Genomic DNA, 25794 nt, shown 5'->3' on the forward strand with positions numbered 1-25794 from the left:
AGCGCGTGTCCCGGCACGCGTGACCGAACCCGGTGTCAGTACGTCGGGACGGTGGGGTCGACGTCGCGCGCCCACGCCTCGAGTCCGCCGCGCAGGTGGTGGACGTCGGCCATGCCGGCGGACCGCAGGACCGCGAGTGCCTCGGCCGAGCGGACACCCGTCTTGCAGTAGAGCACCACCGGCCGGTCCGTCGGCAGCGACGCGACCGCGTCACCGGCCACCACCGTCGGCAGAGGCATCAGCGTTGCGCCGTCGAGGTGCACGATGTCCCACTCGACCGGATCCCGCACGTCGATCAGTGCCACCGGGGCACCGCCGTCCAGCAGCGCGCGCACGGCCGCCGGATCGAGGTCGCCGTCCACCGAGTCCACCGACGGCAGGGGCGAGGCCACACCGCAGGACACCTCGTAGTCCTCCTCCACCTCGGACACCCGCACGCGACCGGGGTCCCGGCGCAGGGTGACCGTGCGGAAGGTCATGGTGCGCGCGTCGTAGACCAGCAGACGCCCGAGCAGCGTGTCGCCCATGCCCGTCACCAGCTTGACGGCCTCGGTCGCCATGATCGAGCCCACGACCCCGCAGAGCACGCCCAGCACGCCGGCCTCCGAACACGACGGCACAGTGCCCGGCGCGGGCGGATCCGGGTAGAGGTCCCGGTAGTCGACGCCGAGACCGCCGGGTGCGGCGTCCCAGAACACGGACACCTGCCCGTCGAAGCGATAGATGGATCCCCACACGTAGGGAATGCCGGCGACGGCGGCCGCGTCGTTGACGAGGTACCGCGTCGCGAAGTTGTCGGTGCCGTCCACCACCAGGTCGTACTGGCGGAAGAGGTTCACCGCGTTGCGGGGCTCGAGCCGGACCTGGTGCAGCCGGACCTCGATGGTGGAGTCCACAGCCCGGATCGACTCGCGGGCGCTGACCGACTTCGGCCGACCGATGTCGGCCTCGCCGTGGATGATCTGTCGCTGCAGGTTGGAGGCGTCCACGTCGTCGAACTCGACGATGCCGAGGGTGCCCACGCCCGCCGAGGCGAGATACAGCAACACGGGCGAACCCAAGCCGCCCGCACCGATCACCAGGATTCTCGCGTTGCGCAGACGCCGCTGGCCCAGCACTCCGACGTCGGGTAGCAGCAGGTGTCTGCTGTACCGAGCGACCTGCTCGCGGCTCAGCTCCGGGCCCGGTTCCACCACCGGGTCGACGATCGTCATGCTCCTCGTACCTCCCCGGTCAGGCCCTGGGGTACGGCCAGGGGTTGAAGCGACAGGTCTTGCCGTCCATCGGCACCACGCCCGCAGGATCGAGTACCGCGATGTCGTCGTTCGCCGTGCCGAAGGTCTGCTGCATCATGATCGGGGCCAGGCCACCGTCGGTCTCGCAGGGCTGGTGCGCCTGGTACCCGATCGCGTGGCCCACCTCGTGGTTGATCTGGTACTGCCGATACGACCCGATGTCGCCCTGGAACGCCACGGCGCCGCGCACCCAGCGCGGCTCGTTGAGCACCACCCTGCCGATACCGGGGTTGTAGCAGGACACCTCGAGCTGGATGTCGTACCCACACGCGTCGCGGATGGTCATCTGCGACGTCAGCGAGACCCGGAAGTCCGGATCACCGGTGTCGACGCGGCGGAACGCGAAACGCTGATCGTTCGTCCAGCTCTTGGGATTGGCGAGAGTCTGGTCGACGAGGCGACCGAACGACTCGTCGCCTCCGAAGCCCGTCGTGTCCACGCCGTCCTCGATCTCGACGGTGTAGGTGAACGTGCGTTCGGTGCCCTGGCCCACCTGGTCGGTGACTCCCGACACCACGCGCCACGTGCCTGCGCCCTGCACCGCGAACTGACCGCCGTCGGGCAGCTGACCGCTGGACACCGTCTCGGCGAAGTTCCCGTCGGCCTGCGGCGGGACACCGATGATGCCGGTGTCGTCGGTCGTGTTGCTCAGCGCGGGGAATCCGGGTGCCGAGTCCGTCGTGGACGCGGTTCCGGGATCGCGTATCGCGTCGACGACCACGAGCACCGTCACGACCGCGAGGATCGGGATCGCGTAGGCGCGCCAACCGTAGGTCGACGTGAACCGCCCCAGCCGGCTCTGCTTCCGGGCGCTGCGCTCCGGCCGTGCGGCGCGTGTGCGTCCGGGATCGACCGCGGTGGGATCCCACTGGGCGCGCAGAGGCTGATGCGAGCGTCGCGCACGGTCGTCACGCGTCGCAGGCTCTCTCTGCGGTTGCCGTCGGTCACTCACCGATCCAGGTTCTCACACGCGTCTGCGGCCTCCGGTCGGCGCGCCGGGGTATCGTCGTCACGATCCGGAAGAACTTTCATGCCGCGTAGTTCCGATGTCTGAGTGATCCTCGTCCACCGGTGTCGCGGCGGATGGGACACACGAAACACATGACAGACGTCGCCGACCGAAGCTCCTCCGTGGGCGGGACCGGGAGTGGCCGGCGCAGTGCTCGACTGCCCCGTGATGCACGCCGCGCCCAACTCCTCGCCGCTGCCGGGGAGATCTTCGTCGCCCGCGGGTACCACGCCGCGGGGATGGACGAGATCGCGGAATGCGCGGGCGTCAGCAAACCTGTTCTGTACCAGCACTTCCCCGGCAAGCTCGACCTCTACGTCGCGGTGCTGCAGAACTACGTCGACAGCCTCATCTCGGGTCTGCGCCAGGCGCTGCGGTCGACGACGGACAACCACAAGCGCGTCCGGGCCGCCGTGCTCGCGTTCTACGATTTCGTCGACAACGACAGCCAGGGATTCCGCCTGGTGTTCGAGTCGGACCTCATGGGCGATCCTCAGGTGCAGAGCCGCGTCGATCAGGCCACCGAGGCCTGCGTCGACGCCGTGTTCGACCTCGTCAGCCACGACTCCGGACTCGACCCGCACCGTGCCCGCATCCTCGCCGTCGGCCTCGTGGGCGCGAGCCAGTTCACCGCCCGCTACTGGCTCGAGGCGGATCGTCCCATCACCAAGGAGGAAGCGGTGGACACCACCGTCACCCTCGCCTGGGGTGGTCTCTCGCACGTCCCCCTGCAGTCCCAGTAGGCGACGCACCCCGGTCTCACGACCACGACGGCCCCGCACCAGCAGGTGCGGGGCCGTTCCTCGTGCGCGGTGGGCGCGTCGGTCAGGCGGTGCCGGACGACGCGAAACCGACCCGACGACTGTCGGACGGACCGATCTCCACGTACGCGAGCTTGCCCGCGGGCACCAGGAACTTGCGGCCCTTCTCGTCCACCAACGACAGCACACCCTCGCCGCCGAAGGCCTTCGAGACCAGGGTCTCCACCTCGTCGGGCGTCTGCGCGCTGTTGATGACCAATTCCCGTGGGCTGTCCGAAATTCCGATCTTGACCTCCACGGCCGACCTCCGAAACGTTGTCGCGAACCTGCTGTCCACTTCAGGTTAGAGCAGCACCGGCCGCCGGTGAGTGCGTGACGCACACGCCCACAGCGAACACCGACACGAGTCAGACGAGGCCGAGAATCGCCATCCGCTCGGAATGCCGGACCTGCATGCGGTCGAACAGCGCCACGATGCCGTTGAAATCGCCCGACGCCGTCATGACCAGTTCGGTCAGCTCCTCGCGCTGCGCCAGGACGAACTGCGCCTGGGTGATGGCCTCCCCGAGCAGGCGGCGTCCCCAGAGCATCAACCGGTCCTTGTCCGCGGCACTCGCCGCGACACGCGCCACCACCTCGGTGACGACGAACTCCGAGTGGCCCGTCTCGGCGAGCACCTCGCGCACGGTGGCGGCGATGTCGTCCGGGAGGCTGTGCGCGATCTCGCGGTAGAAATCGGCGGCGAGGCCGTCTGCGACGTAGGTCTTGACGAGCACCTCCATCCACGTCGAGGGCAGCGTCGAGGCATGGTAGGCGTCGAGAGCGGCGGCGAAAGGCTCGGTGACCGACAGGACGTCCCGCCCGCGCTCCGCGAGGGCCGCCTCGAGCACCTCGAAGTGGTTCATCTCGGCGGCTGCCATGCTCGCCATGGCGATGCGGTCGCCGAGCGTCGGGGCCATCCGAGCGTCGTCGACCAACCGGTAGAACGCCGAGATCTCGCCGTACGCGAGAACGCCCAGGAGACTGATGATTCCGGGGTGATCACCCGGCACGGTTCCCCCGGTCGCAAGGCCCTCGTCGGACCCGGACGGGACGTTCGGAGTGGACCCGCCGTGCTGTGGATCCGAATCTGTTCGCATGGCTGCCGAGACTACCGTCGACACGGCTCGCGTGAGCGGAACCGCGGAGTCGGGTGCCGACCAGGTAGAATAGGTCGCGAGCACGCTCCACCGGTGCCGGCAGCAGGGACCGAGACGGTCCGCACGCCGGCTCGACGCACCGTGGTCACCTCCGTCGGAGGCGATCGCGGCGAGCACCGGGAGCCGTGCTCACGACATTGTGCGCGCACCTGATTCGTGTCTGCCGCCGATCGTGTCGCCGCATCTGCGGCCGACCCCGATCGCGCCTGTCGACGAATCGAGGGTTTCGACACCGGCCGCGGAGCGGCCTGGCCCTCGTCGTGCGTGCGAGGCGAGAGACGAGAAAGGCCGAAACACTGAGCAAGATCACTGTGGACCACGAGACCGACGACGTGGCGGAGACCACCGTCTCGGCCACCCTGGACACCACCCACACTCCCCCGACCTTCGCCGAGCTGGGCGTTCACCCCGAGATCGTCCGTGGGTTGACCGACATCGGCATCGAGCGCACGTTCGCGATCCAGGAACTCACGCTTCCCCTGGCACTCGCGGGCGACGACCTCATCGGCCAGGCCCGCACCGGCATGGGCAAGACGTTCGGCTTCGGCGTCCCGCTGCTGCACCGTCTCGCCACCGGTCCGGCCGACGGCTCGGGCACCACGGTCCTGGACGGCACCCCGCGTGCGCTGATCATCGTTCCCACGCGCGAGCTGTGCGTCCAGGTCACCTCCGACCTGGAGAACGCGTCGAAGCACCTGCACTCGGCCAACGGTCGCGTGAAGGTCATGTCGATCTACGGCGGACGGCCCTACGAGGCCCAGATCGAGACCCTGCGGACCGGCGTCGACGTCGTCGTCGGCACCCCCGGACGACTTCTCGACCTGGCCAAGCAGGGCCACCTCGTCCTGGGCAAGGTCGGCGTCCTGGTGCTCGACGAGGCCGACGAGATGCTGGACCTGGGCTTCCTCCCCGACATCGAGCGCCTCATGAGCATGGTGCCGGAGAAGCGTCAGACCATGCTGTTCTCGGCGACCATGCCCGGGCCGATCATCACGCTCGCCCGCACGTTCCTCACTCGGCCGACGCACATCCGCGCCGAGGAGGCCGAGTCCTCCGCGATCCACGAGCGCACCGCCCAGCACGTCTACCGGGCACACGCACTGGACAAGGCGGAGATGGTCGCGCGGGTGCTGCAGGCCGAGGGCCGCGGCGCCACGATGATCTTCACGCGCACCAAGCGCACTGCCCAGAAGGTCGCCGACGATCTGGCCGAGCGCGGATTCTCCGTCGGCGCCGTCCACGGTGATCTCGGGCAGGTCGCCCGCGAGAAGTCGCTCGCGGCGTTCCGCTCCGGCAAGATCGACGTGCTCGTCGCCACCGACGTCGCGGCGCGCGGTATCGACATCGACGACGTCACCCACGTCATCAACTACCAGTGCCCCGAGGACGAGAAGACGTACGTCCACCGCATCGGACGTACGGGTCGTGCGGGCCGCACCGGTATCGCCGTCACGCTGGTCGACTGGGACGACATCCCCCGCTGGCAGCTGATCGACAAGGCCCTCGGCCTCGACATCCCCGACCCGGTGGAGACGTACTCCAGCTCCGAGCACCTGTACGCGGAGCTGAACATCCCGCACGGCACCACGGGCAGCATCGCGAAGCGGCGCGCCGAGACTCCCGCCGCCGAGAAGACGGACACCCGCTCGAGCCGGAGCGAGAACTCGGACCAGGCGTCGGACGGCGAGGCCACCACCACGTCGCGCCGGAGCCGGTCACGTCGCCGCACCCGCGGCGGGGGCCACGCCGACGCTGCCGCCACCGCGGACAGTTCGGCCACGACAGGTCCCGCCGAGGCGTCCGGTGACGGATCCACGTCGGACAAGCCCCGTCGTCGCCGTCGACGCCGGTCGTCCGCCGGGTCCGCGGCGCACGCCGGTGAGAACGGCGCGTCGGCGGAGGCCTCGTCGTCCGCCGGTACGTCCGACTGACCGTCACGTACCTGACGTGCTCGCTCCCGAACGGCGCACCCGCGTCGACGTGATCGCCGCTGTGGTGATCGTCGTGGTCGTCCTGGTGGGCGCCTCGGTGATCTGGTTCCGCAGCGACGCTCGCGGCACCACGTCCGTGGTCGCCGACGTGCCTCTCACCGCCCCGGCGTCGGCATTGTCGGTGCCCGAGTCGTTCTCGGAGATCTGGCGCGCCGACGACACCGGAACCGGGGCACCGACCACCGTCGGCGGAGCCGTCGTCGTCTCCACCGGCGACGCGGTGACCGGACTCGATCCCGCCACCGGCTCGCCGTCCTGGTCCTACACGCGTGACCGGGCCCTCTGCTCGGTCGTGGGGGCGTGGGACGCGGCGGTGGCGGTGTTCCGGGACGGCCGGGGATGCGGCCAGGTCACCGAGCTCGACGGGTCCACCGGAGCGCGCGAGGACCAGCGCACCAACGACGCCGACGACCCGGTCCGGTTGTCGTTCGACGGCACGTACGTGACCGAACTCGGCGCCACGCGCCTCGAACTCTGGCGCTCCGACCTCGTGCGCACACTCGAGTACGGGCGTGTCGACGCCCCGGTCAACCCGCGCAGCCAACCCCGCACCGGATGCGACCTCGTGTCGAGCGCGTCCGCGAGCACCCGCCTCGCCGTGCTGGAACGGTGTCCCGGTGAGGAAGGCCTGCGCCTGACGTCGATGAACCCCGCACCGAAGGACAACACGGTGCCCGACGTGTACGGCTCGACCATCCTGGCCGACGTCCCCGCGGACGAAGCGTCAGCACGCGTCCTCGCGGTGGTCGGGGATCGCCTCGCGGTCTACCTCCCCCCGGCCGGGAGCGAGGTCGCCCGGGTGGCACTCTTCGACGGGTCCGCCAACTTCGTCTCCGCGCAGGCCGTGACTGCCGACGTCACCACACCGTCCGCCGACGCCCTCGCATCCGACATCGTGCGTACCGGTTCCGTCGTCTCCTGGTGGACGGGCGCCGACACCGTCGGCTTCACGCAGTCCGATCTGTCACAGCGCTGGGTTCTCGCCGGAACTCTCGGCGCGGGTGCTGTGATGGCCGGTCAGCTCCTCGTCCCGGTTCCCGGCGGTATCGCGGTGGTGGATCCGGAGAACGGCGTCGCCTCCCGCACGATCGAAGTGGACCGCGGCGAGTACACCGGACCGGTCGCACTGTCCGTCCTCGGCACCAGCGTGTTCGAGCGCCGCGGTGCCGAGACCGTCGCCCTGGGCTGAGCCTCAGGCGTCGGCGTCGTACGTGGCCAGGGGTGCGCCCTCGGTCCAGTGCGCGGCCAGGTTGTCGGCGAGGTCGCGGTACGCCTGAGCGCCCTTGTTCTTACGTCCCGCGATCACCGAGGTGCCGGACGCCGACGCTTCCGCGAACCGCACGGTGCGCGGGATCGGCGGCGCGAGCACCGGGATGTCGTACCGACCGGACACGTCCGCGAGGACGTCACGGCTGTGCGTGGTGCGGGCGTCGTACAGGGTCGCGAGAGCGCCCAGGAGTGTCAGATCGGGGTTGGTGATCTGCTGGACCTCACTGACGGTGCGCAACAGCTGACCCACACCGCGGTGAGCGAGCGTCTCGCACTGCAGCGGGATCAGCACGCTCGTCGCGGCCGTCAGCCCGTTCAGGGTGAGCACGCCCAGTGAGGGCGGGCAGTCCAGCACGATGACGTCGTAGTTCTCGAGGAGGGGCGCGAGGGCGCGTTTGAGGGTGTACTCGCGGCCTGGACGCATGAGCAACAGCGCCTCGGCGCCGGCCAGGTCGATGGTCGCCGGGAGCAGGTCCACACCCTCGTCCGTGCCGAGCACGGCGTCGCCCACGGGAACCCCGGCGGTGAGGACCTCGTGGATCGAGGTCTCCAGCTTGTCGGGGTTGTGCCCCAGCGAGAAGGTCAGACTTCCCTGCGGGTCGAGGTCCACCACGAGTACTCGTCGGCCCAGAGCGACGAGCGCCGCTCCCAGCGATGCCACGGTGGTCGTCTTGGCGACGCCACCCTTCTGGTTGGCCACTGCCAGGATCGTCGTCACAGCACGATCTTGGCATCACTCGGTGTGTCGAGCGACGTTCGGCCCGGCGTGGCGTGATGCCGCACCGGGCCGAACGGGGTGGAACGGAGGCCGAGCTCAGTGCAGCATCGCACCGCGCGCGACGGCGTCACCCTGGTCTGCACGCTGGAACTTCTTGCGCGGCAACAGGAGTGCGGGCACGAAGGTGAACGCGACGATGATCGTGGCCACCAGGAAGGTGCCGCCGAACGCGTCGGCTGCCTGCGCCAGTCCGGCCTGCACGGCATTCGGCCCGATCTGCTCGGCGATCGCCGGGTCACGCTGTGCCGCGATGGCGGGTCCCGCAGCCGCCCGGTCGAGCAGCTGGTTGGTGAGCACCACCGAGATCACGGCCGTACCGATCGACCCGGCCGACTGCTGGATGATGTTCATCAGCGACGAACCGCGGGCGACGGACGCGTCGTCCAACGTCTGGAGCGCGGCGGTCATGATCGGCATCATCGTCGCGCCGAGTCCCAACCCCATGACGAACAGGGCGCCGAGCAGGACGACGTACGAGGTCGAGGATCCCACCTGCGTGAAGACGGCCATGCCCAGCGTCACGAACACCATGCCGGTGATCACGATCTTGCCCGGCCCGATCTTGTCGGCGAGCTGTCCGGCGATGGGCATCGACACCATCGCCCCGAGTCCCTGCGGGGCGAGCAGCAGGCCGGCCATGAGCGTGGTCTCCCCGCGGACCTGCAGGAAGTAGCTCGGGAAGATCAGGCCCGCGCCGAAGAACGCGATGGCGAACAGGCTCATCGCGATCACCGCGACGGACAGGTGACGGTTGGCGAACAGCCGCAGGTCGATCAGCGGGTGCTCGGTCCGCAGGGCGTGGCGCACGAACGCCGCGACCAGGACGAGCCCCACGACGGCGGAGACCAGTACGCGAGCCGACATCACCGTTCCGGTCTCGGGGATCGAGGAGACGCCGAACAGGAAGAGCGCGAGGCCCGGCGACAGCAGCAGCATGCCGACGAAGTCGAAGGACTGCGAGGGCTCGGGTGCGTCCTTCGGGAGGATGACCCACGCGGCCACCAGCGCCACGGCGCCGATGGGCACGTTGATCAGGAAGATCCAGTGCCAGCTCGCCGCGTCGATGAGCCACCCGCCGAGGATCGGGCCCGCGATCGGACCGAGCAGCATCGGTACGCCCAGGACGGCCATGACACGACCGATGCGCTCGGGACCGGCGGCGCGGGTCAGGATCGTCATGCCGAGCGGCATGAGCATGCCGCCGCCGAAGCCCTGCAGGACGCGGAACACGATCAGCGACGTGATGTCCCACGCGACGCTGCACAGCATCGATCCGGCGACGAACAGGATCAGCGCCAGGATGTAGAGGCGTTTGGTACCGAACCGGTCCGCGGCCCAGCCGGTCAGCGGGATGACGGTCGCGAGAGCGAGGGTGTAGCCGGTCATGGTCCAGGCGACGTTGGCGTAGGACGTCTGGAACTCGAAGGCGAAGGTCGGCAGCGCCACGCTCACGACGGTCACGTCGAGGATCGACATGATGGCGCCGATGACGATGACGGCGGCGATCTTGAGGACGGCCGCGTCCAGCCCCTGACCGGTGTCGACACCACCCTGCCCGGGGGTGTTCGGGGACCCCTGCGCGCCCTTCTCGGTGCTCTGATCGGTCATGCGGAGTCTCCTGGCTGATCTGTATCCGCCGGCATCGAGGCCGGGTGTCGCGTGATCGGACCAAGGAAGTAAACACCCCACCGGCGGCGATCACCAGCGGATTTCACGAGACCTCCGTCACCGGGACGACCTCCGTCATCGACGCGGCGCGACCCGGGAGCATGATCGAGCCATGGCAGACCCCGACCCCCGTGACCCGGCACCCGCATCGTCCGGAGGGTCCGGGACGTCGCCGCGGCGCTCCGACGCCAGACTGGTGTTGATCCGTCACGGTCAGACGGAGTGGGCGGCGAGCGGTCGACACACCGGACGGACGGACATCGCTCTCACCGCCGACGGGGAGGACCAGGCCCGCGCCGCCGGGGACCGCATCGCGGCGCTCGGGCTCGAACGTCCCCTGGTGGTCAGCAGCCCCCGATCGCGGGCGCTGCGGACGGCGGAGCTGGCCGGACTGACCGTCGATCGGGTGTGGGACGCGCTGGTCGAGTGGGACTACGGCGACTACGAGGGCCTGACCACTCCGCAGATCCGGGAGACCGCGCCGCACTGGACCGTCTGGACGCATCCGTCGCCGTCCGGCGAGACCATCGACGCCGTGTCCGCACGGGCCGATCTCGTCCTGTCCGTCGTCGTTCCCACCCTCGCCGAGCGCGACGTCGTGCTCGTCGGACACGGCCACTTCTCCAGGTCGGTCATCGCGCGGTGGGTCGAGCAACCGGTGACCGAGGGAAAGCGCTTCGCGCTGGCGCCCGCCGGCTTCACCGTGCTGGGGTACGAGCACGAGTACCGGCAGATCCACACCCACAACGTGGATCCTCGCCTCGGTTCCTGAGCTGCCCGGCGTCGGTCGGAGAGCCGCTCAGGCGTCGTCGGTCTCGACGTAGTCGTCGGCGAGCCACCGCGTGGCGGGGCCGCTGAACAGACAGACCAGGACGCCGATGACGACGATGCCGAGCAACGAGCCCAGCACGGGCCGCCCGGAATCGGTGAGGAGCGACCAGACCACCGGGAGCAACAACAGCTGCGCGACGATCGCGATGGCGCGGCCCCAGCGGTGCCCGAGGATCAGGGCGATGCCACCGGTGAGCACGGCGCCCCCGAGTGCGGCGAACCAGATCGCGGTGCCGAAACCGTTGATGACGCTCGCGTCGGCGCCGGCGGCGCCGCGGATCACCAGGACGAGTGCCACCACGACCGCCGTGGCGCCCTGCACGGACACCAACAGGCCCGCGGCGCGCACCGGTGCCGGAACACCGGAATCGGGCAGCTTCGGACGCACCAGGCCACCCTAGAGCACACGCGCGAGGTGGCCGACGGTCACGCGCCGGTGGTCGTGAGCCGCCGCCGCTCGCGTCTACTCTGAGTGATCGTGCGAGCCATCCTCATCGTCAACCCGAACGCCACGTCCACCACGGCTGCCGGCCGAGACCTGGTGGCGCATGCGCTCGCGAGCAGGGTGTCGCTCAGAGTGCTCCACACCACGCACCGTGGACACGCGAGCGAACTCGCGACCGAGGCCCGCCGGGCCGGTATCGATCTGGTGATCGTGCACGGCGGCGACGGAACGGTCAACGAGGTGGTGAACGGACTTCTCGGTGTTCCTGCCCCGACCTCCATGCAGTCGGTCACCGTGGGACCCGTGCCGCTGCTGGCGGTCGTCCCGGGCGGATCCGCCAACGTGTTCGCTCGCTCGCTGGGCATCGCGAGGGACCCGGTCGAGGCCACCAACCAGCTCATCGATCTGCTGGAGTCGGGAACGAGCAGGCGCATCGGCCTGGGGCACTGCGACAAGACATGGTTCCTGTTCAACGCCGGCCTCGGATGGGACGCGGACGTGTGCGACGCGATCGATCGAGGCCGCAAGGGCGGCGAGGCGGTCACGCCCTCGCGCTACGTCCGGACCGCGGTCACCACGTTCTTCCGCCGCAAGCGCCGCGACCCGCACCTCACCGTGGAGACCGACACCGGCGAGGCCGTGACGGGCGTTCACTTCGCGTTCGTGACCAACTCCGATCCGTGGACGTTCCTCGACGCACGTCCGGTCCGGACGAACCCCGGCACCTCGTTCGACAGCGGACTCGGCATATTCGCAATGCGATCCACGAAGGTGTTCACGACGTTGCGAGTGGTCGTGCAAATGCTGTCCGGAACGTCCGGTCCGCATTCTCGGGCGCTTCTCCGAGAGGACGACGTGAAATGGATTCGCGTGCGTTCGGTGGAACCGACCGGCCTGCAGGTCGACGGCGACTACCTGGGAGAACGCACCGAGGTCGAATTCGCGTCCGCACCGGACGCCCTCGCCGTCGTGGCGCCTTTACCTGGCGATACCCCGTAGGCCAAGCTACTGTGTTTCACATCTCCCGATCCGGGTACCAGACGTCGGGTGTGAAACCAAATCGGGTCCAGTGAGCTTGGCCACCCGCACCGCGTCATCTCTTGACTTCTGCTTGGTTCGTGAAAGCATTCACAAGTAACAGTGCGGAAACATTGGTTGCCGCGCTCGCGAACTGCAGGACAACAAGCCCACGATCCGGACGAGAGTCCAGGATCAATTATTCGACAGCGCCGTCGTGCGCTCAGTGAGGAGTAAGAGGATGGATTGGCGCCACAAGGCTATCTGTCGCGACGAGGACCCGGAACTGTTCTTCCCGGTGGGAAACAGCGGCCCGGCACTCGCACAGATCGCTGATGCCAAGGTCGTGTGCAACCGGTGCCCCGTCACCGCGGACTGCCTGTCCTGGGCTCTCGAGTCCGGTCAGGACGCGGGTGTCTGGGGCGGCATGAGCGAGGACGAGCGTCGCGCGCTGAAGCGTCGTAACGCGCGTACCCGCGCACGCTCGGCGGTCTGACACAGCTCGCAAGACGCACGCAGGCCCGGCACCGCATGGTGCCGGGCCTTTTGTGTGTCCGACGGGGCAGCCGTGTCAGCCGCGTGGTTCTCGGCGTCCGAGCGGGACGCGGAGCTCGGCAGCGGTGCCCCCGTCCGGCCCGGCCGCGACGCTGATGGTGCCGCCCAACTCCACCGTGACGAGTGTCGAGACGATCTGCAGTCCCAGCCGGTCGGACGCCGACGCGTCGAAGTCGTCGGAGACTCCACGGCCGTCGTCGCGCACGGTGACCTCCAGCATGCGTGAGGACCGTCGGGACTCGATGGTCACACGGCCTCGCGCACCCGGATCGAACCCGTGCTCGAGCGAGTTCTGGACCAGCTCGGTGAGCACCATGACCAGCGGGGTCGCCCGTTCGGCCGGGAACACGCCCAGGCTGCCCTCGCGACCGACGGTGACGTCCGCGGACAGCGAGCCGATGTCGACCATGACGGGAACCAGGCGGTCGACCACCTCGTCCAGGTCGACGACCTCGTCCACCGACGTCGACAGCACGTCGTGGACGAGGGCGATGGAGGTGACCCGGCGGACCGATTCGCTCAGCGCGACCTTGGCCTCGTCGTTGTCGGTCCGGCGAGCTTGCAGACGCAGGAGAGCAGCGACGGTCTGCAGGTTGTTCTTGACCCGGTGATGGATCTCGCGGATGGTCGCGTCCTTGCTCAGCAGCGCGCGATCGCGACGCTTCACCTCGGTGACGTCCCGGACCAGTACCAGAGCGCCCACGGACGTGCCGGCCGGGCGCAGCGGAACCGTGCGCAGCAGCACGGTGGCACCGCGAGCGTCCACCTCCATCCGTCGTCCCCCGGCGGACGTGACGGCCGCTCCGATGGTGGCGGCGATCTCCTCCGCGTCGAAGGGATCGGTGACGAGCGACCGGGTCGACGCAGCGAGGTCGTGGCCGGGGAGATCTGCCGTCAACCCCATCCGGTGGTAGGCGGACACCGCGTTGGGGCTCGCGTAGGTGACCATGCCGGCGGTGTCGAGGCGGATGAACCCGTCGCCGACGCGTGGGCTCGAGTTGACGTCCGTCTTCTCGGACGGCGAGGGGAACGACCCCTCCGCGATCATGTCGGAGAGGTGGTGGGCGCAGTCGCGGTACGCGGCCTCCAGCAAGCTCGGCGGTCGGCCGGAGACCGGCGCGGAGTCACGCGTCAGCACGGCGACCACGCGGCCGTCGACGCGCACGGGAACGGCGTCGTGGGGTGGCCCCTGATCGTCGGGGAGGCGACCTCCGCCGCGCACGATCGACGCCGTGCGCAGGCACTCCGCGACCTCGGGATGTTCGGTCTCCCCGACCACCGCACCGACCGTGTCCGACGGAATCACCGTGGGGGCCGTCGTCGGACGACACTGCGCGACGCACACCACCGTCGCCGTGTCCGACGACGTCACCGCACGCGATCCGGGATGGTCGACGGGCACCCAGAGCAGCAGGTCCGCGAAGGAGATGTCCGCGAGAATCTGCCACTCCCCCACGACGCGTTGCAGATGATCGACCGCCGTACCCGGCAGGTCGGTGTGCTCGGCGAGCATCTCGGACAGCGTGGACACGACGAATCACCCTGTCCCGGTGCGGCGTCGGCTGATCAGAGTGGTGACCGGATCAGGAGATGACGGCGATCAGGTCGCCCTGCTGGATGACGTCGCCCACGGCGACTCCGATGGACGTCACGGTGCCCGCGGACTCGGCGAGCACGGGAATCTCCATCTTCATCGACTCGAGCACCACCACGGCGTCGCCCTCGTTCACGTGATCACCCTCGGCGACGACGATCTGGAACACCGTCGACACCATCTCGGCTCGGACGTCCTCGGCCATCACGGTCCCCCTGTTCCGTTCCGCTCGTCTGCACGCGCGTGTCGACTCGTTCGGTGAACGGACCACGCCGGAGGCACGGCCGCTCGTCGTACAGCCAACCACACGTGAGAAACTGGGTGGAACAGGAAGGAGATCCACCATGGGCAAGCGAGGACGCAAGAAGCGCAGCCGTAAGGGAAATGCAGCCAACCACGGCAAGCGCCCCAACAGCTGATCACGAGCACCACACGACGAAGGGCCGGGACGCACAGCGTCCCGGCCCTTCGTCGTGTAGGCGGTCAGTCCTCGGTGGCGGTGATGGTCACCGACCGCCGGATCTCCAGCGTCAGGCGCTCCCGCAGGCCTTCCGGAGCCCGCTCGCCGCCGCACTTGCGGCCGACGAGAGACTTGATCTTCTCCTCGATGCCGTACTGCGCGAGGCACGAACCACAACTGTCGAGGTGACGCTGCACGCGCTGCCTGCTGGCCTCGTCGCACTCGTTGTCGAGCAACGTCCACACGTCGGCGATGACGGCCGAGCAGTCCAGGTCCTCGAACTCGTTGCCGCTCATCGTGCTACCTCCTCGGTCGCCGCGGCGGACCGGTTGAATCCACGGTCGCGAGCGACCTCCGCCAGTTCGTTGCGCAGTTGCTTGCGGCCGCGGTGCAACCGCGACATCACGGTGCCGATGGGCGTGCCCATGATCTCGGCGATCTCCTTGTACGGGAAGCCCTCGACGTCGGCGTAGTACACCGCCATGCGGAACTCCTCGGGCAACGCCTGCAGCGCCGCCTTGATGTCGTCGTCGGGCAGGGCGTCCAGCGCCTCGACCTCGGCCGACCGTAGACCGGTGGACGAGTGCTCAGCGGTGGCCGCGAGCTGCCAGTCGGTTATCTCGTCCGTCGGGTACTGCGCCGGCTGACGTTGCTTCTTCCGGTACGAGTTGATGTAGGTGTTGGTCAGGATCCGGTAGAGCCACGCCTTGAGGTTCGTGCCCTCGCGGAAGCTCTTGAACGCCGTGTACGCCTTGACGTACGTCTCCTGGACCAGGTCCTCGGCATCGGACGGGTTCCGCGTCATCCGCAGGGCCGCGCCGTACAGCTGGTCGAGCAGCGGGAGCGCGTCACGCTCGAACCGCGCCGTCAGATCCGCAGCGTTCTCCCGCGAGCGGATGCCGTCCTCTGTCTCGAGGATCGCAGGATCGACGGCGCCCGTCGTGGTGCCGGTCTCGGTCTGTGGCTGATCCGTCACGCTGGCCCCTCTCGTGTGCCCCGCGGCGACCGCCCCGTCCTCCGAGGTGTCGACCTCGGACGTCCGGGAACCGGTGAGCTCACCGTGGTCGTCCGGACTCCACTTTACCGATGGGATCACCACCACATTCGTCAGCGTCGCCGAGAGCCCCTCGGCTCCGGAGCGCTCCGGTGCAACGACGTTCACACGCCCTCCTCCGTCGAGCGGCGGCGCACAGTGCGCGCCGTCCTGATGCTGCGTGTAACAGCCGTGGCCGCCGTCGTGTTCCCCCCGCTGCCGGACCGTCTCCGCGAGTACGGCCAGAATGTCGTGTACCAGCAGCCGATCACGACGTTCTCGACGTACTCGCGGGGCGGGTGATCACGGTGGGAAGGGACCACGACGCCATGGCCGGATCGGCTACTCCCGCGACGACGATGCTGACGCGGCTCGGAATCGAGTTCACCGTCCACACCTACGAGCACGACCGCGGCACCGAGCAGTACGGCGACGAGGCGGTCGGCGCACTGTCCGCCGGCCTCGGTGTGTCGGCGGATCGGGTGTTCAAGACCCTGGTCGTGTCGACGGGCTCCTCGTTGGCGGTCGCGGTTCTTCCCGTTCCGGACATGCTCGCCCTGAAGTCCGTCGCCGCCGCCCTCGGGGCGAGCAAGGTGTCGATGGCCGATCCCGCAGCCGTGCGCCGGTCGACGGGCTACGTCCCGGGGGGCGTCTCCCCGCTCGGTCAGCGCACGCCCCTGCCCACGGTCGTCGACACGTCGGCACTCGGGCACTCGACCCTCTTCTGCAGCGGCGGTCGGCGCGGTCTGGAGATCGAACTCTCCGCACAGGATCTCGTCCGGGCCACCGCCGCGACCGTCGCGGACATCCGACGCGCGTCCGCCAGTGAGAGACTGTGACCGTGACGTCCTGGATCGCGCCCCTCGCCCCGCAGCCCGTCCGTGCGACCGTCGACCTCCCGGGGTCGAAGTCGATCACCAATCGCGCCCTGATCCTCGCGGCGCTCGCGGACGGACCGTCGACGGTGACCGGCGCTCTGCGCAGCCGTGACACCGATCTGATGATCGATGCGCTGCGCACCCTGGGTGCTGTCGTGCAGTCCCCCGACGACGACGGGACGACGGTGCGGGTCACCCCCGGACCCGGCCGCGGCGGCGACGTGGACTGCGGGCTGGCGGGCACCGTCATGCGCTTCGTTCCCCCCGTGGCCGCGCTGGCCACCGGTCGCTCGCGCTTCGACGGCGACGAGCACGCCCGCTCGCGCCCGCAGCAGACCATTCTCGACGCGCTCCGCGCCCTCGGTGTTCCCGTGAGCGGGGACCGGTTGCCGTTCGTCGTCGACGGCACGGGCCGGGTCCGCGGGGGCACGGTTCGACTGGACGCGTCCGGGTCGTCCCAGTTCGTGTCGGGGCTCCTGCTCTCGGCGGCGCGGTTCGACGAGGGCCTCGTCGTCGAGCACGTCGGTCCCCCGGTGCCGTCGATGCCTCACATCGACATGACGGTGGAGATGCTGCGCGAGAGCGGGATCGAGGTGGAGACTCTAGAGGACTCGGGCGTTCCGAACCGGTGGCGCGTGCATCCCGGCGCTGTGGCTCCGGTCGACCGTGTCGTGGAACCGGACCTGTCCAACGCGACCCCGTTCCTCGCCGCGGCGGCCGTCACGGGCGGTGAGGTGACCGTGCCCCGGTGGCCTGCCCGGACGACGCAGCCCGGTGACGCGTTCCGCGACATCCTCACGTCGATGGGGGCCGAGGTGTTGCTCACTGCCGAGTCGCTCACGGCGCGGGGGCCCGAGAAGCTCGAGGGCGTCGACGTGGACCTGCACGACATCGGCGAGCTGACCCCCACGGTCGCGGCGATGGCGGCCCTGGCCGGGTCCCCCTCGCGCCTGCGCGGGATCGCCCATCTGCGCGGGCACGAGACGGATCGGCTCGCCGCACTCACGGCGGAACTCGGTGCTCTGGGCTGCGGTGTCGAGGAGACCGAGGACGGCCTGATCATCGAGCCGGCGCCGCTGCGCGGCGGACCCTGGCGGGCGTACGCCGACCATCGCATGGCCACGGCGGGCGCCGTGATCGGTCTGGTCGTCCCGAGCGTCGAGGTCGACGACATCGACTCCACCGCCAAGACGCTGCCGGGGTTCGCGACCCTCTGGAGCGCCATGCTGGCCGGAGGTGGTGCACGCTGATCCGGCGGGTGTACGACGAGTCGGACGTCCGCGTCCGGCCGGGCAAGGGCACGCGCCCACGAACGAAGACCCGGCCCACCCACGCCGACGCCTCGGACGCGATGGTGGTGTCGGTGGATCGCGGCCGGTGGGGCTGCGTGATCGACAATGATCCAGAGCGCCTCGTGGTCGCCATGCGAGCGCGCGAGCTGGGCCGGACCCCGATCGTCGTCGGTGACGCGGTGGGCATCGTCGGCGACGTCTCGGGACGCGTCGACGCCCTGGCCCGCATCGTCCGCGTGGACGAACGACGAACGGTGCTGCGGCGCACCGCCGACGACACGGATCCGTACGAGCGTGTCGTGGTGGCCAACGCGGACCAGCTGCTGATCGTGGTGGCGTTGGCCGACCCGCCACCCCGCTCGGGCTTCGTCGAGCGCGCGATGGTGGCAGCGTTCGTGGGTGGTCTCCGACCCGTGCTGTGTCTGACGAAGGACGACTTGGCGTCGTCCGACGAGTTCGCCGCCGTCTTCGCCGACCTCGACGTGCCGGTGGTGCTGGTGGGCCGGGACCGTCCGCTGGACGAGCTCCTGGCGATGATCACCGGGAAGTCGTCCGCGCTGATCGGCCACTCGGGGGTGGGCAAGTCGACCCTGGTGAACCGGCTGGTGCCGGAAGCACATCGCGCCGTCGGCATCGTCTCCGGCGTCGGCAAGGGACGGCACACGTCGACTCAGTCGGTGTCGCTGCATCTTCCGGGTGGAGGCTGGGTCATCGACACTCCCGGTATCCGGTCCTTCGGGCTGGCCCACATCTCGCCGGAGGATGTCGTCGCGGCGTTCTCGGACCTCGCCGTCACCATCGAGGACTGCCCGCGCGGCTGCACACACCTCGGGCCGCCGGCCGACCCGGAGTGCGCTCTGGACACCCTGACAGGACAGCAGGCGAACCGCGTCGCCGCGGTTCGCCTGCTGTTGGTGGCCGTGATGTCGAACGACTCCTACTGACGGAGCTCCGACCGATCGATCAGCGCGAGAGCAGCTTTCGCAGTCCCGTGCCGCGCTTGGATTCCTTGATCGCGGTCAGCAGACCGGCACGGCGCCCGGTGACCGGATCGACGGTGGACGTGACCTGGCCGCCGAACTTGCGCTCGGATGCCGTCTCCGGTGCGTCGTCCGCCGTGGCCTTGAGGTACTTGTCGGGAAGCGACAGCTTCGCGATGGTGCGCCAGGACTTGCCGTACTGGGCGAGGAAAGGCCCTGTGGTGTAAGGCAGGTCGTACTTCTCGCACAGTTCGCGGACCCGCACACTGATCGCGGCGAGCCGGTTGCTCGGCAGATCGGGAAACACGTGGTGCTCGATCTGGTAGCAGAGATTGCCCGACATGAAGGCGAGGGTCGGTCCGGCGTGGAAGTTGGCGCTGCCCAACATCTGTCGGAGGTACCACTGCCCCTGCGTCTCGTCCTGAAGGTCGTGGCGCGTGAACTTCTCCGCACCGTCCGGGAAGTGACCGCAGAAGATGACGGCGTTCGTCCAGATGTTACGGATGACGTTCGCCATGATGTTGGCGGTCAACGTCTTACGGTAGGACGCGGCGGGCGACAGGGACGTGATGGCCGGCGTGATCGCGTAGTCCTTCAGCATCTGGCGGCCGACCTTGTCGCCGACCTCCTTCAGCTTGCGTCGCGTCTCCTCCTTGGGCACACGGCCTTTCACGGCCTTGCCCAGCTCGAGATGCTGTACCGCCACGCCGTACTCGAACAGGAGCATCAGCAGCGTGTTGTAGACGAGGTTGCCGGCGTTGAACGGGACCCACTTGCGGTCACGCGTGACGCGGATGAGGCCGTAGCCCACGTCGTCGTCCATGCCCAGCACGTTGGTGTACTTGTGATGGATGTAGTTGTGGGTCTGCTTCCAGTGCTCGGACGGACCGGTGTTGTCCCATTCCCACGAGGTGGAATGGATTTCCGGGTCGTTCATCCAGTCCCACTGGCCGTGCATGACGTTGTGGCCGAGCTCCATGTTCTCGACGATCTTCGAGACACCGAGCATCGCGCTACCGGCCCACCACGCGGCGCGGTGGTTGCTGGCGAGCATCGTGGTGCGGCCGAGGGCCTCGAGGGAGCGCTGGAAACGGATGGTGTTGCGGATGTACCGCGCATCCTTCTCGCCGCGCGACTCTTCGATCTCCCGACGCAACGCGTTGAGTTCATGGCCCAGCGCCTCGACGTCGGCCTCGGTGAGGTGGGCATATTCCTTGACGTCGGAAATCGCCATGTGGTCACTCCTCGGCAGGTGGTCGATGCCCGTGTGGGCCTGACCGTGGTTACTCTACCGGAAGTTACGCACCCGTAGGTTACGCCGTCGTATCTGTGACCCGCTTCACTGCCTGACGCGCCTCGAGCCGCGCCTCGTGCAGGGCCGACCGCAGTCCGCGCTTGCGACCGGTGACCGGATCGAACCGCACCCGGTCCACGACGGAGGAGCCGGAGCTCTGGAAACGGCGCTCCGAACTGGTCTCCGGCGCATCGTCCGACGTGCGACGAAGCAGCTGGTCGGGCAGCGACAGCTTGAAGATGGTGCGCAGCGCCTTCCAGTACTGGGTCGCCAGGTTGCCGGTGGTGTACGGCAGGTCGTACTTGTCGCACAGGGCGCGCACCCGGACGGCCACCTCGGCGTACCGGTTGCTCGGCAGGTCCGGGAACAGGTGATGCTCGATCTGGTAGCAGAGGTTGCCGCTCATGAACGCCATCGTGGGGCCGGCCGTGAAGTTGGCGCTGCCGAGCATCTGCCGGAGGTACCACTCCTCGTGGGTCTCCGTCTCGAACTGGCCCATCGTGAACTTCTCGGCGCCGTCCGGGAAGTGACCGCAGAAGATCACGGCGTACGCCCACAGGTTCCGCACCACGTTGGCGGTGAGGTTCGCCCCGAGTGCACGACGCCACGCCGGACCCGCGAGCAGCGGGAAGAGCACGAAATCCTTGCCGACCTGCGACGCGACCTTCCGAGCGAACTCCTTGTTCGGCTCCGAGAGCAGCTGCGTCGCGGGAACACCGGCCTCGAGCTTCGCCGCGTCCAGGTCGTGCAGAGCGATGCCCCACTCGAACGTCAGTGCCAGCACCAGGTTGCCCAGGGGCTGCACCAGGTTGCGTGGCCGCCACTTCTCGTCGCGGGTCATCCGGAGGATCCCGAAGCCCACGTCGTGGTCCATGCCGACGATGTTGGTGTACGTGTGATGCGAGTAGTTGTGCGCACGCTTCCAGTGCGCGGACGGACCGGTCTGGTCCCACTCCCACGAGGTGGAGTGGATCTCCGGATCGTTCATCCAGTCCCACTGACCGTGAGAGACGTTGTGGCCCAACTCCATGTTCTCGATGATCTTGCTGGCCGCCAGCAGACCTGCGCCCACCAGCGCGGCCGAGCGCCAGCGGGAACCCATGATCGCGAGCCGTCCGCCGACCTCGAGCGCGCGCTGCAGCGCGATGGTGCGGCGGATGTACTCCGCGTCCTTGCGTCCTCGGGTGTCCTCGACGTCCCGACGGATGGCATCGAGTTCACGACCGAGGGACTCGATGTCCTCGTCGGTCAGATGTGCGAACTCCAAGATGTCCGTGATGGCCATGCTGGTCTACTCCCCGGATCGCGGTATGCCGTTCCTCGCACCGATTCGGTATCGGCGGGCAGGCCTTTCCGAGAATAGCGGACGAGCCTGTGCGCAGGGTGTGTGTGCGATCACCCCTGCGGCGCGACCCGGGGCCGACGAAGTCAGAGTTCGAGCGTGCAGTCCCCGGCAGCCGCGGAGATGCACGTCTGGATCCGCTCGCCGTGCGCATGCTCCTTGCCCGAGCGCAGATCTCGGACGTGACCGTCGGTCAGCGGCACCACGCACGTCTGGCAGATACCCATGCGGCAGCCGAAAGGCATTCGCACACCTGCCTTCTCACCGGCCTCCAACAACGTGGTGGCGCCGTCCACCGCCACCGTGCGGTCGGAGACGGAGAACGTGACCGTGCCGCCGTCGCTCGGCGCGCCGGTGCGCACGATCTCGAAACGCTCGGTGTGCAGGTTCTCCGAGATGCCTGCCTCCCGCCACACCCTCTCGATGTCGTCGAGCATCGCCGCCGGACCGCACGCCCACGTCTGCCGCTCGCGCCAGTCCGGGTAGTGCTCGTCGAGCGAGCCCAGATCGAACTTGCCGTCCGAGCGGGTGTGCTGCACGTGGGACACGACCGAGTCGTACTTCGCGTCGAGCGCCGCCAACTCCGAGGCGAACATCACGTCGTCCGCCGTGGGAGCCGAGTGCACGTGCACCACGTCGGGCATGTGGCCGCGCGAGTCGAGACTGCGCAGCATGCCGATCACCGGTGTGATGCCGCTGCCGGCCGTGACGAACATGATCTTGGCGGGTGGCGGCTCCGGAAGGGCGAAGTTCCCCTTCGGCGCGGCGAGCCGCACGATCGTGCCCGACGGCACACCGCCGACGAGATGCGACGACAGGAAACCTTCCGGCATTGCCTTGACGGCGATGGAGATCTGCTTGTCCTTCCAGTCGGGCGGCGACGTCAGGGAGTACGACCGCCAGTGCCACCGACCGTCGACGTGGAGGCCGATGCCGATGTACTGCCCCGGCCGGTAGTCGAAGTCGAAGCCCCATCCGGGCTTGATGACGATGGTCGCGGCATCGCCGGTCACCTTCTCGATTCGCACGATGCGGCCGCGCAACTCGCGCGCGGACCACAGCGGATTGGCCAGGTGCAGGTAGTCGTCGGGAATCAACGGCGTGGTGATGCGCGCGAACGCACCGCGCACCACGTTCAGCGACGGGCGCCGCGGGGACGACACACTCGCGGCCGGGGCTTCGAGCCAGTCCTTGATTCCCATGTCACATCTCCTCGGTCGAGCGGCCACCACGGACGCAGTCGACGACTGCGACGAAACAGGGCGGTGTCGGAGCGGTTCCGGTGTCAGAGCAGTTCCGGTGTCAGAGCAGTTCCAGGAGAAACGGTATCTCCTGCGGTGCGTACCAGGCGAGTTCATGATCCTCGACGTCGCCCAGCACGAACTCGGCGTCGGGATCCCCCAGGTCGGCCGCGTCCACCGCGGCGACAGCGGCGCTCACGGCGGACTCGGCCGCCGCGAGATCGACGTGGACCGCCGCCACCTCCGTCAGGGAGAGCGGCGCCGGCAGGCGGACCACGGCGTCGTCGAGATCGGGACGCAGAGTCACCGGATCGACGTCGGCGGCGATGACGACGCGGCGGAAGCTCGGAGTGGCGTCGGCGACCTCGTCGGCGTCCCCGTCATCGTCGGAGTCGAGTTCCGGCTCACCGCCGATCAGGCGCAGCGACGCCCGCGCGGCCTCCCGCAGCGCGACGTCGGCCAACTCGTCGTCGTCACCGGCGACGTACGCCTCCCGCAACGTCGGCGTCACGGCGAAGGCCGTCCGACTGATAGGCGAGAACTCACCCTCGTCCACCAGTGTCTGCAACATCCGCATGGTCGCCGGAACGAACACCCTCACCTGCGCCTCATTCCCTCACCGTCGTCAGCGGACGTTCTTGTCGTCGCGCGCCGCGTCGACCAGTTCCTCGAGTGCCTCGTGCAGCAACGTGGTGATCACGTCGATGTCCGGCATCGCTGCCCGGTCCGCGTTCACACCGTAGTAGACGTTGCCGTCGTACGACGTCAGGCCGATGCTGAGCGCCTGATTGCGCACGAGCGGCGGCACCGGATACATCTCGAGCATGCGTGCACCGCCCGCGTAGAGCGGGAACTGGGGGCCGGGGGCGTTGGTGACGATGATGTTGAACATGCGCTGCGACAGGCTCGACCCGACGCGCGCACCCATCGCGTGCAGCGTGGCCGGCGCGAACCCGGACAGCGTGATGAGGGTCGACGCCGTCACACCGCGACTCTGTCCCAGGTGAGCCTCCGTCGCGTGCGACACGTGGGACAACCGCACCACGGCGTTCGGTTCGCCCACGGGCAGATCGATGAGGAAGGACTCGACCTCGTTGGGCGGCACGTCGCCCTCGTCGCCCGTCCCCGTGGCGGCCGCGTGCACCGACAGGGGCACCATCGCGCGCACCGTCGTGTACGGGCCGATGGGCTCACCGCGCGAGAGCAACCAGTTCCGCAGAGCACCGGACACGACCGTCAGCACGACGTCGTTGACCGTCCCCCCGAACTTCGACCGCACCATCCGGTAGTCGTCGAGATCGGTCTTGGCCACCGAGTACCGGCGGTTGCGGGAGATGGTCGTGTTCAGTGGACTCGTCGGTGCCGTCTGCGCCGCGGTGCGGACCACCGCCGCGAACTTGCCCACGGCGCGTACCGCCTCGCCGGCGGCGCGGGTGACGTCACCGACGGCTCCGCGCACCGCCTCCACGCCCTCCCCCGGCCGCGACACCATCTCGGCGAGCGCCCCGGCGACGAGCGCCTTCTCCGACGGTTCCCGCGCGGGCATCCACAGCTCCTCGGCCATCGGAGTCGGAGCCTTGGTGGCGTCCAGGATGACCTGACTGATCTCGAGCGCCTTGTCGCCGTCCACGATCGACGAGTGCGACTTGGTGAAGATCGCGAACCGGTTCCGTGCCAGACCCTCGACCAGGTACATCTCCCACAGCGGACGCGTGCGATCGAGAGGGCGTGAGGTGAGTCGCGCGACCAGGTCGTGCAGCTGTTCGGTGGATCCCGGCTTGGGCAGCGCGGAACGCCGGATGTGGTACGTGATGTCGAAGTCGCGGTCGTCGACCCACACGGGGCGAGCCAGGCCGAAGGCCACCTCGCGCACCTTCTGGCGATAGCGCGGAACGAGAGCGAGCCGGCTCTCGACGAGGGTGAGCAGTTCGTCGTAACTGAAGCCCCCGCGCGGGAGCCGGAAGATGGCGAGCGACCCCACGTGCATGGGAGTCGTACTGGCCTCCAGGAAGTAGAAGGACGCGTCCTGAGTGGTGAGTCTGGTGGCCAACGCGCGAATCCCCTCGGTCGAGTGTGACGGGTCCCAGTCTCGCACGACAGATGAGACCGACCACGCTCACGATCGTCCTGGTGGTCCGCGCCGTGTCGGTTCCCCGTCGTCCTCGTCGGAATTCACCGACCCTGACGGGCTGCGGTGTGACGACGCCCCGCGTCTGCCTCGACGGGCCGGAACCGCGTCCGTGCGTGCGACACTCGCCGCACACCGGCCGTGGCCGCACAGGTACGAGCATGGAGGGGAACGCATGACATCGCAGGTCGTTCACGTGGCGCGGTTGCCGAGATCCGAGCCACCCGAGGTCGGCGCGACTCCCACGCGTGCACGCCCGACGACCCGGTCCGCGGGCCGAGCGCTCTCGTCGCCGCGCCCCGGCCCGCACTCGGGACGATCGACCTCGCGACCGACCCGGCCCGTCGTCGGACCGTCGGAGGCCGACGCGCGCACCGCCGCCGCGGCGCGGCACGTCGCCGATCGCGTCCTGCGTCTGACACTCGAGGTGGTGGACCGCCGCCGACCCGCGGCGTCCCTGCGCGCGGTGCTGTCACCGGCCATGGTCGGAATGGCGACGGCCCTGTCGACGGCGGCCGTGCCGGGCCGAACACTCGGTGTCGCCGTCGTCCGGACCGTGCACGTGCGCGCCGCCGGTCCGGTGCCCGACGGCGCCGGGCACGGCGACGTCGAGGTCTTCGGCACCTACTCGCGTGGTGACCGCGTGTTCGCCGTCGCGGCACGACTGACGGCACGGCGCAACACCACCGGTCCGGCCTGGGTGCTCACGAGCCTGCGCCTGTCCTGAGGCGGCG

The 25794-nt window shown here is 69.1% G+C and carries 28 protein-coding genes; 12 read left to right on the forward strand and 16 right to left on the reverse strand.

All coding sequences use genetic code 11. The features are described 5' to 3' along the window. Positions 1–35 precede the first annotated feature (35 nt). Complete coding sequence (gene moeB / locus J4E04_RS12520; protein ID WP_222647036.1) at positions 36–1214, reverse strand: molybdopterin-synthase adenylyltransferase MoeB; 1179 nt, start codon at positions 1212–1214, stop codon at positions 36–38. Between the two features lie 19 nt (positions 1215–1233). Further along, complete coding sequence (locus J4E04_RS12525) at positions 1234–2247, reverse strand: DUF3152 domain-containing protein (RefSeq protein ID WP_490148710.1); 1014 nt, start codon at positions 2245–2247, stop codon at positions 1234–1236. Between the two features lie 149 nt (positions 2248–2396). Here J4E04_RS12525 and fasR point away from each other — a divergent pair, with 149 nt between their 5' ends. Next, the gene (gene fasR, locus J4E04_RS12530; RefSeq protein ID WP_027506843.1) at positions 2397–3047 is read left to right on the forward strand and encodes an HTH-type transcriptional activator FasR; all 651 of its coding nucleotides are present in this window, start codon (positions 2397–2399) and stop codon (positions 3045–3047) included. A gap of 82 nt (positions 3048–3129) precedes the next feature. On the opposite strand, the gene J4E04_RS12535 is transcribed toward fasR, so the two are convergent. Together J4E04_RS12535 and J4E04_RS12540 are read right to left on the reverse strand one after the other, a co-directional pair. Further along, a complete protein-coding gene (locus tag J4E04_RS12535) occupies positions 3130–3363 on the reverse strand; it encodes a DUF3107 domain-containing protein (protein WP_027506844.1) in 234 nt (77 codons plus the stop codon). Positions 3364–3472: 109 nt separating this feature from the next. Then, positions 3473–4204 (reverse strand): ferritin-like fold-containing protein, encoded by a 732-nt coding sequence (locus J4E04_RS12540; protein WP_051613614.1) that lies wholly within the window; start codon positions 4202–4204, stop codon positions 3473–3475. 320 nt (positions 4205–4524) lie between these two features. On the opposite strand from J4E04_RS12540, the gene J4E04_RS12545 reads away from it, so the two are divergent. Both J4E04_RS12545 and J4E04_RS12550 read left to right on the forward strand, forming a co-directional pair. Beyond that, a complete protein-coding gene (locus J4E04_RS12545; RefSeq protein WP_037186721.1) occupies positions 4525–6195 on the forward strand; it encodes a DEAD/DEAH box helicase in 1671 nt (556 codons plus the stop codon). A 16-nt stretch (positions 6196–6211) separates the two neighbouring features. Further along, entirely contained in the window at positions 6212–7444 is a 1233-nt protein-coding gene (locus tag J4E04_RS12550) for an Rv3212 family protein (protein WP_490148711.1), read from the forward strand. Between the two features lie 3 nt (positions 7445–7447). Here J4E04_RS12550 and J4E04_RS12555 read toward each other — a convergent pair whose 3' ends face one another. After that, the gene (locus J4E04_RS12555; protein ID WP_222627106.1) at positions 7448–8242 is read right to left on the reverse strand and encodes a ParA family protein; all 795 of its coding nucleotides are present in this window, start codon (positions 8240–8242) and stop codon (positions 7448–7450) included. Between the two features lie 96 nt (positions 8243–8338). Next, the gene (locus tag J4E04_RS12560; RefSeq protein WP_081821425.1) at positions 8339–9910 is read right to left on the reverse strand and encodes a DHA2 family efflux MFS transporter permease subunit; all 1572 of its coding nucleotides are present in this window, start codon (positions 9908–9910) and stop codon (positions 8339–8341) included. A gap of 172 nt (positions 9911–10082) precedes the next feature. Here J4E04_RS12560 and J4E04_RS12565 point away from each other — a divergent pair, with 172 nt between their 5' ends. Then, entirely contained in the window at positions 10083–10742 is a 660-nt protein-coding gene (locus tag J4E04_RS12565) for an acid phosphatase (protein WP_081821426.1), read from the forward strand. Positions 10743–10769: 27 nt separating this feature from the next. Here J4E04_RS12565 and J4E04_RS12570 read toward each other — a convergent pair whose 3' ends face one another. Next, positions 10770–11192, reverse strand: a complete 423-nt coding sequence (locus J4E04_RS12570) for a hypothetical protein (RefSeq protein ID WP_490150550.1) — start codon at positions 11190–11192, stop codon at positions 10770–10772. A gap of 87 nt (positions 11193–11279) precedes the next feature. Between J4E04_RS12570 and J4E04_RS12575 the strand changes: the two genes are divergently transcribed. Continuing rightward, complete coding sequence (locus tag J4E04_RS12575) at positions 11280–12245, forward strand: diacylglycerol/lipid kinase family protein (RefSeq protein WP_027506851.1); 966 nt, start codon at positions 11280–11282, stop codon at positions 12243–12245. A 259-nt stretch (positions 12246–12504) separates the two neighbouring features. Further along, the gene (locus J4E04_RS12580) at positions 12505–12759 is read left to right on the forward strand and encodes a WhiB family transcriptional regulator (protein WP_027506852.1); all 255 of its coding nucleotides are present in this window, start codon (positions 12505–12507) and stop codon (positions 12757–12759) included. 75 nt (positions 12760–12834) lie between these two features. Here the strand turns inward: J4E04_RS12580 and J4E04_RS12585 are convergent, their stop codons facing one another. Continuing rightward, positions 12835–14349, reverse strand: a complete 1515-nt coding sequence (locus tag J4E04_RS12585; RefSeq protein WP_222627108.1) for a sensor histidine kinase — start codon at positions 14347–14349, stop codon at positions 12835–12837. A gap of 52 nt (positions 14350–14401) precedes the next feature. Then, entirely contained in the window at positions 14402–14617 is a 216-nt protein-coding gene (locus J4E04_RS12590; RefSeq protein ID WP_027506854.1) for a biotin/lipoyl-binding carrier protein, read from the reverse strand. A gap of 139 nt (positions 14618–14756) precedes the next feature. Between J4E04_RS12590 and J4E04_RS12595 the strand changes: the two genes are divergently transcribed. Beyond that, a complete protein-coding gene (locus J4E04_RS12595) occupies positions 14757–14831 on the forward strand; it encodes a 50S ribosomal protein bL37 (RefSeq protein WP_110293457.1) in 75 nt (24 codons plus the stop codon). A 64-nt stretch (positions 14832–14895) separates the two neighbouring features. Here the strand turns inward: J4E04_RS12595 and rsrA are convergent, their stop codons facing one another. Both rsrA and J4E04_RS12605 read right to left on the reverse strand, forming a co-directional pair. Then, positions 14896–15168: a mycothiol system anti-sigma-R factor gene (gene rsrA / locus J4E04_RS12600; protein ID WP_027506855.1), complete on the reverse strand. Its 273-nt coding sequence runs from the start codon at positions 15166–15168 to the stop codon at positions 14896–14898. Next, entirely contained in the window at positions 15165–15791 is a 627-nt protein-coding gene (locus tag J4E04_RS12605) for a sigma-70 family RNA polymerase sigma factor (RefSeq protein ID WP_037186858.1), read from the reverse strand. The genes rsrA and J4E04_RS12605 overlap by 4 nt, the downstream gene beginning before the upstream one ends. Positions 15792–16079: 288 nt before the next feature. On the opposite strand from J4E04_RS12605, the gene J4E04_RS12610 reads away from it, so the two are divergent. The 4 genes from J4E04_RS12610 to rsgA are packed head-to-tail and all read left to right on the forward strand — an operon-like array spanning position 16080 to position 19019. Continuing rightward, positions 16080–16208 (forward strand): hypothetical protein, encoded by a 129-nt coding sequence (locus tag J4E04_RS12610; protein WP_261781656.1) that lies wholly within the window; start codon positions 16080–16082, stop codon positions 16206–16208. Between the two features lie 26 nt (positions 16209–16234). Further along, positions 16235–16744: an aminoacyl-tRNA deacylase gene (locus tag J4E04_RS12615; protein WP_490148712.1), complete on the forward strand. Its 510-nt coding sequence runs from the start codon at positions 16235–16237 to the stop codon at positions 16742–16744. A 2-nt stretch (positions 16745–16746) separates the two neighbouring features. Next, positions 16747–18033 (forward strand): 3-phosphoshikimate 1-carboxyvinyltransferase, encoded by a 1287-nt coding sequence (gene aroA / locus J4E04_RS12620; RefSeq protein WP_490148713.1) that lies wholly within the window; start codon positions 16747–16749, stop codon positions 18031–18033. Positions 18034–18041: 8 nt separating this feature from the next. Beyond that, positions 18042–19019 (forward strand): ribosome small subunit-dependent GTPase A, encoded by a 978-nt coding sequence (gene rsgA, locus J4E04_RS12625; protein WP_155957112.1) that lies wholly within the window; start codon positions 18042–18044, stop codon positions 19017–19019. Positions 19020–19038: 19 nt separating this feature from the next. On the opposite strand, the gene J4E04_RS12630 is transcribed toward rsgA, so the two are convergent. The 5 genes from J4E04_RS12630 to J4E04_RS12650 all read right to left on the reverse strand — a co-directional run bounded on the left by J4E04_RS12630 (position 19039) and on the right by J4E04_RS12650 (position 24982). Then, the gene (locus J4E04_RS12630; RefSeq protein WP_490148714.1) at positions 19039–20289 is read right to left on the reverse strand and encodes a fatty acid desaturase family protein; all 1251 of its coding nucleotides are present in this window, start codon (positions 20287–20289) and stop codon (positions 19039–19041) included. 79 nt (positions 20290–20368) lie between these two features. Then, positions 20369–21634, reverse strand: coding sequence for a fatty acid desaturase family protein (locus J4E04_RS12635; RefSeq protein ID WP_056447798.1), 1266 nt, complete (start codon positions 21632–21634; stop codon positions 20369–20371). 143 nt (positions 21635–21777) lie between these two features. Then, positions 21778–22893 carry a ferredoxin reductase gene (locus J4E04_RS12640; RefSeq protein ID WP_328809918.1) on the reverse strand — a complete coding sequence of 372 codons (1116 nt, stop codon included), beginning with the start codon at positions 22891–22893 and terminating at the stop codon, positions 21778–21780. Positions 22894–22993: 100 nt separating this feature from the next. Continuing rightward, on the reverse strand, positions 22994–23533 hold the full coding sequence (locus J4E04_RS12645) for a DUF6912 family protein (RefSeq protein WP_442972990.1): 540 nt from the start codon (positions 23531–23533) through the stop codon (positions 22994–22996). A gap of 24 nt (positions 23534–23557) precedes the next feature. Next, positions 23558–24982 carry a WS/DGAT/MGAT family O-acyltransferase gene (locus tag J4E04_RS12650; protein ID WP_027506863.1) on the reverse strand — a complete coding sequence of 475 codons (1425 nt, stop codon included), beginning with the start codon at positions 24980–24982 and terminating at the stop codon, positions 23558–23560. A gap of 253 nt (positions 24983–25235) precedes the next feature. Between J4E04_RS12650 and J4E04_RS12655 the strand changes: the two genes are divergently transcribed. After that, positions 25236–25787, forward strand: a complete 552-nt coding sequence (locus J4E04_RS12655) for an Rv3235 family protein (RefSeq protein ID WP_490148715.1) — start codon at positions 25236–25238, stop codon at positions 25785–25787. Positions 25788–25794: the final 7 nt, after the last annotated feature.

The organism is Rhodococcus sp. NFXS4 (assembly GCF_058139645.1).

Bases quoted from the DNA above. Each gene is read 5' to 3' on its own strand.
- moeB (WP_222647036.1), bottom strand. From the start codon at position 1,214: ATGACGATCGTCGACCCGGTGGTGGAACCGGGCCCGGAGCTGAGCCGC.
- fasR (WP_027506843.1), top strand. From the start codon at position 2,397: ATGACAGACGTCGCCGACCGAAGCTCCTCCGTGGGCGGGACCGGGAGT.
- J4E04_RS12540 (WP_051613614.1), bottom strand. From the start codon at position 4,204: ATGCGAACAGATTCGGATCCACAGCACGGCGGGTCCACTCCGAACGTC.
- J4E04_RS12560 (WP_081821425.1), bottom strand. From the start codon at position 9,910: ATGACCGATCAGAGCACCGAGAAGGGCGCGCAGGGGTCCCCGAACACC.
- J4E04_RS12565 (WP_081821426.1), top strand. From the start codon at position 10,083: ATGGCAGACCCCGACCCCCGTGACCCGGCACCCGCATCGTCCGGAGGG.
- J4E04_RS12580 (WP_027506852.1), top strand. From the start codon at position 12,505: ATGGATTGGCGCCACAAGGCTATCTGTCGCGACGAGGACCCGGAACTG.
- J4E04_RS12590 (WP_027506854.1), bottom strand. From the start codon at position 14,617: ATGGCCGAGGACGTCCGAGCCGAGATGGTGTCGACGGTGTTCCAGATC.
- rsrA (WP_027506855.1), bottom strand. From the start codon at position 15,168: ATGAGCGGCAACGAGTTCGAGGACCTGGACTGCTCGGCCGTCATCGCC.
- J4E04_RS12610 (WP_261781656.1), top strand. From the start codon at position 16,080: ATGCTGCGTGTAACAGCCGTGGCCGCCGTCGTGTTCCCCCCGCTGCCG.
- J4E04_RS12615 (WP_490148712.1), top strand. From the start codon at position 16,235: ATGGCCGGATCGGCTACTCCCGCGACGACGATGCTGACGCGGCTCGGA.
- J4E04_RS12630 (WP_490148714.1), bottom strand. From the start codon at position 20,289: ATGGCGATTTCCGACGTCAAGGAATATGCCCACCTCACCGAGGCCGAC.
- J4E04_RS12635 (WP_056447798.1), bottom strand. From the start codon at position 21,634: ATGGCCATCACGGACATCTTGGAGTTCGCACATCTGACCGACGAGGAC.
- J4E04_RS12640 (WP_328809918.1), bottom strand. From the start codon at position 22,893: ATGGGAATCAAGGACTGGCTCGAAGCCCCGGCCGCGAGTGTGTCGTCC.
- J4E04_RS12655 (WP_490148715.1), top strand. From the start codon at position 25,236: ATGACATCGCAGGTCGTTCACGTGGCGCGGTTGCCGAGATCCGAGCCA.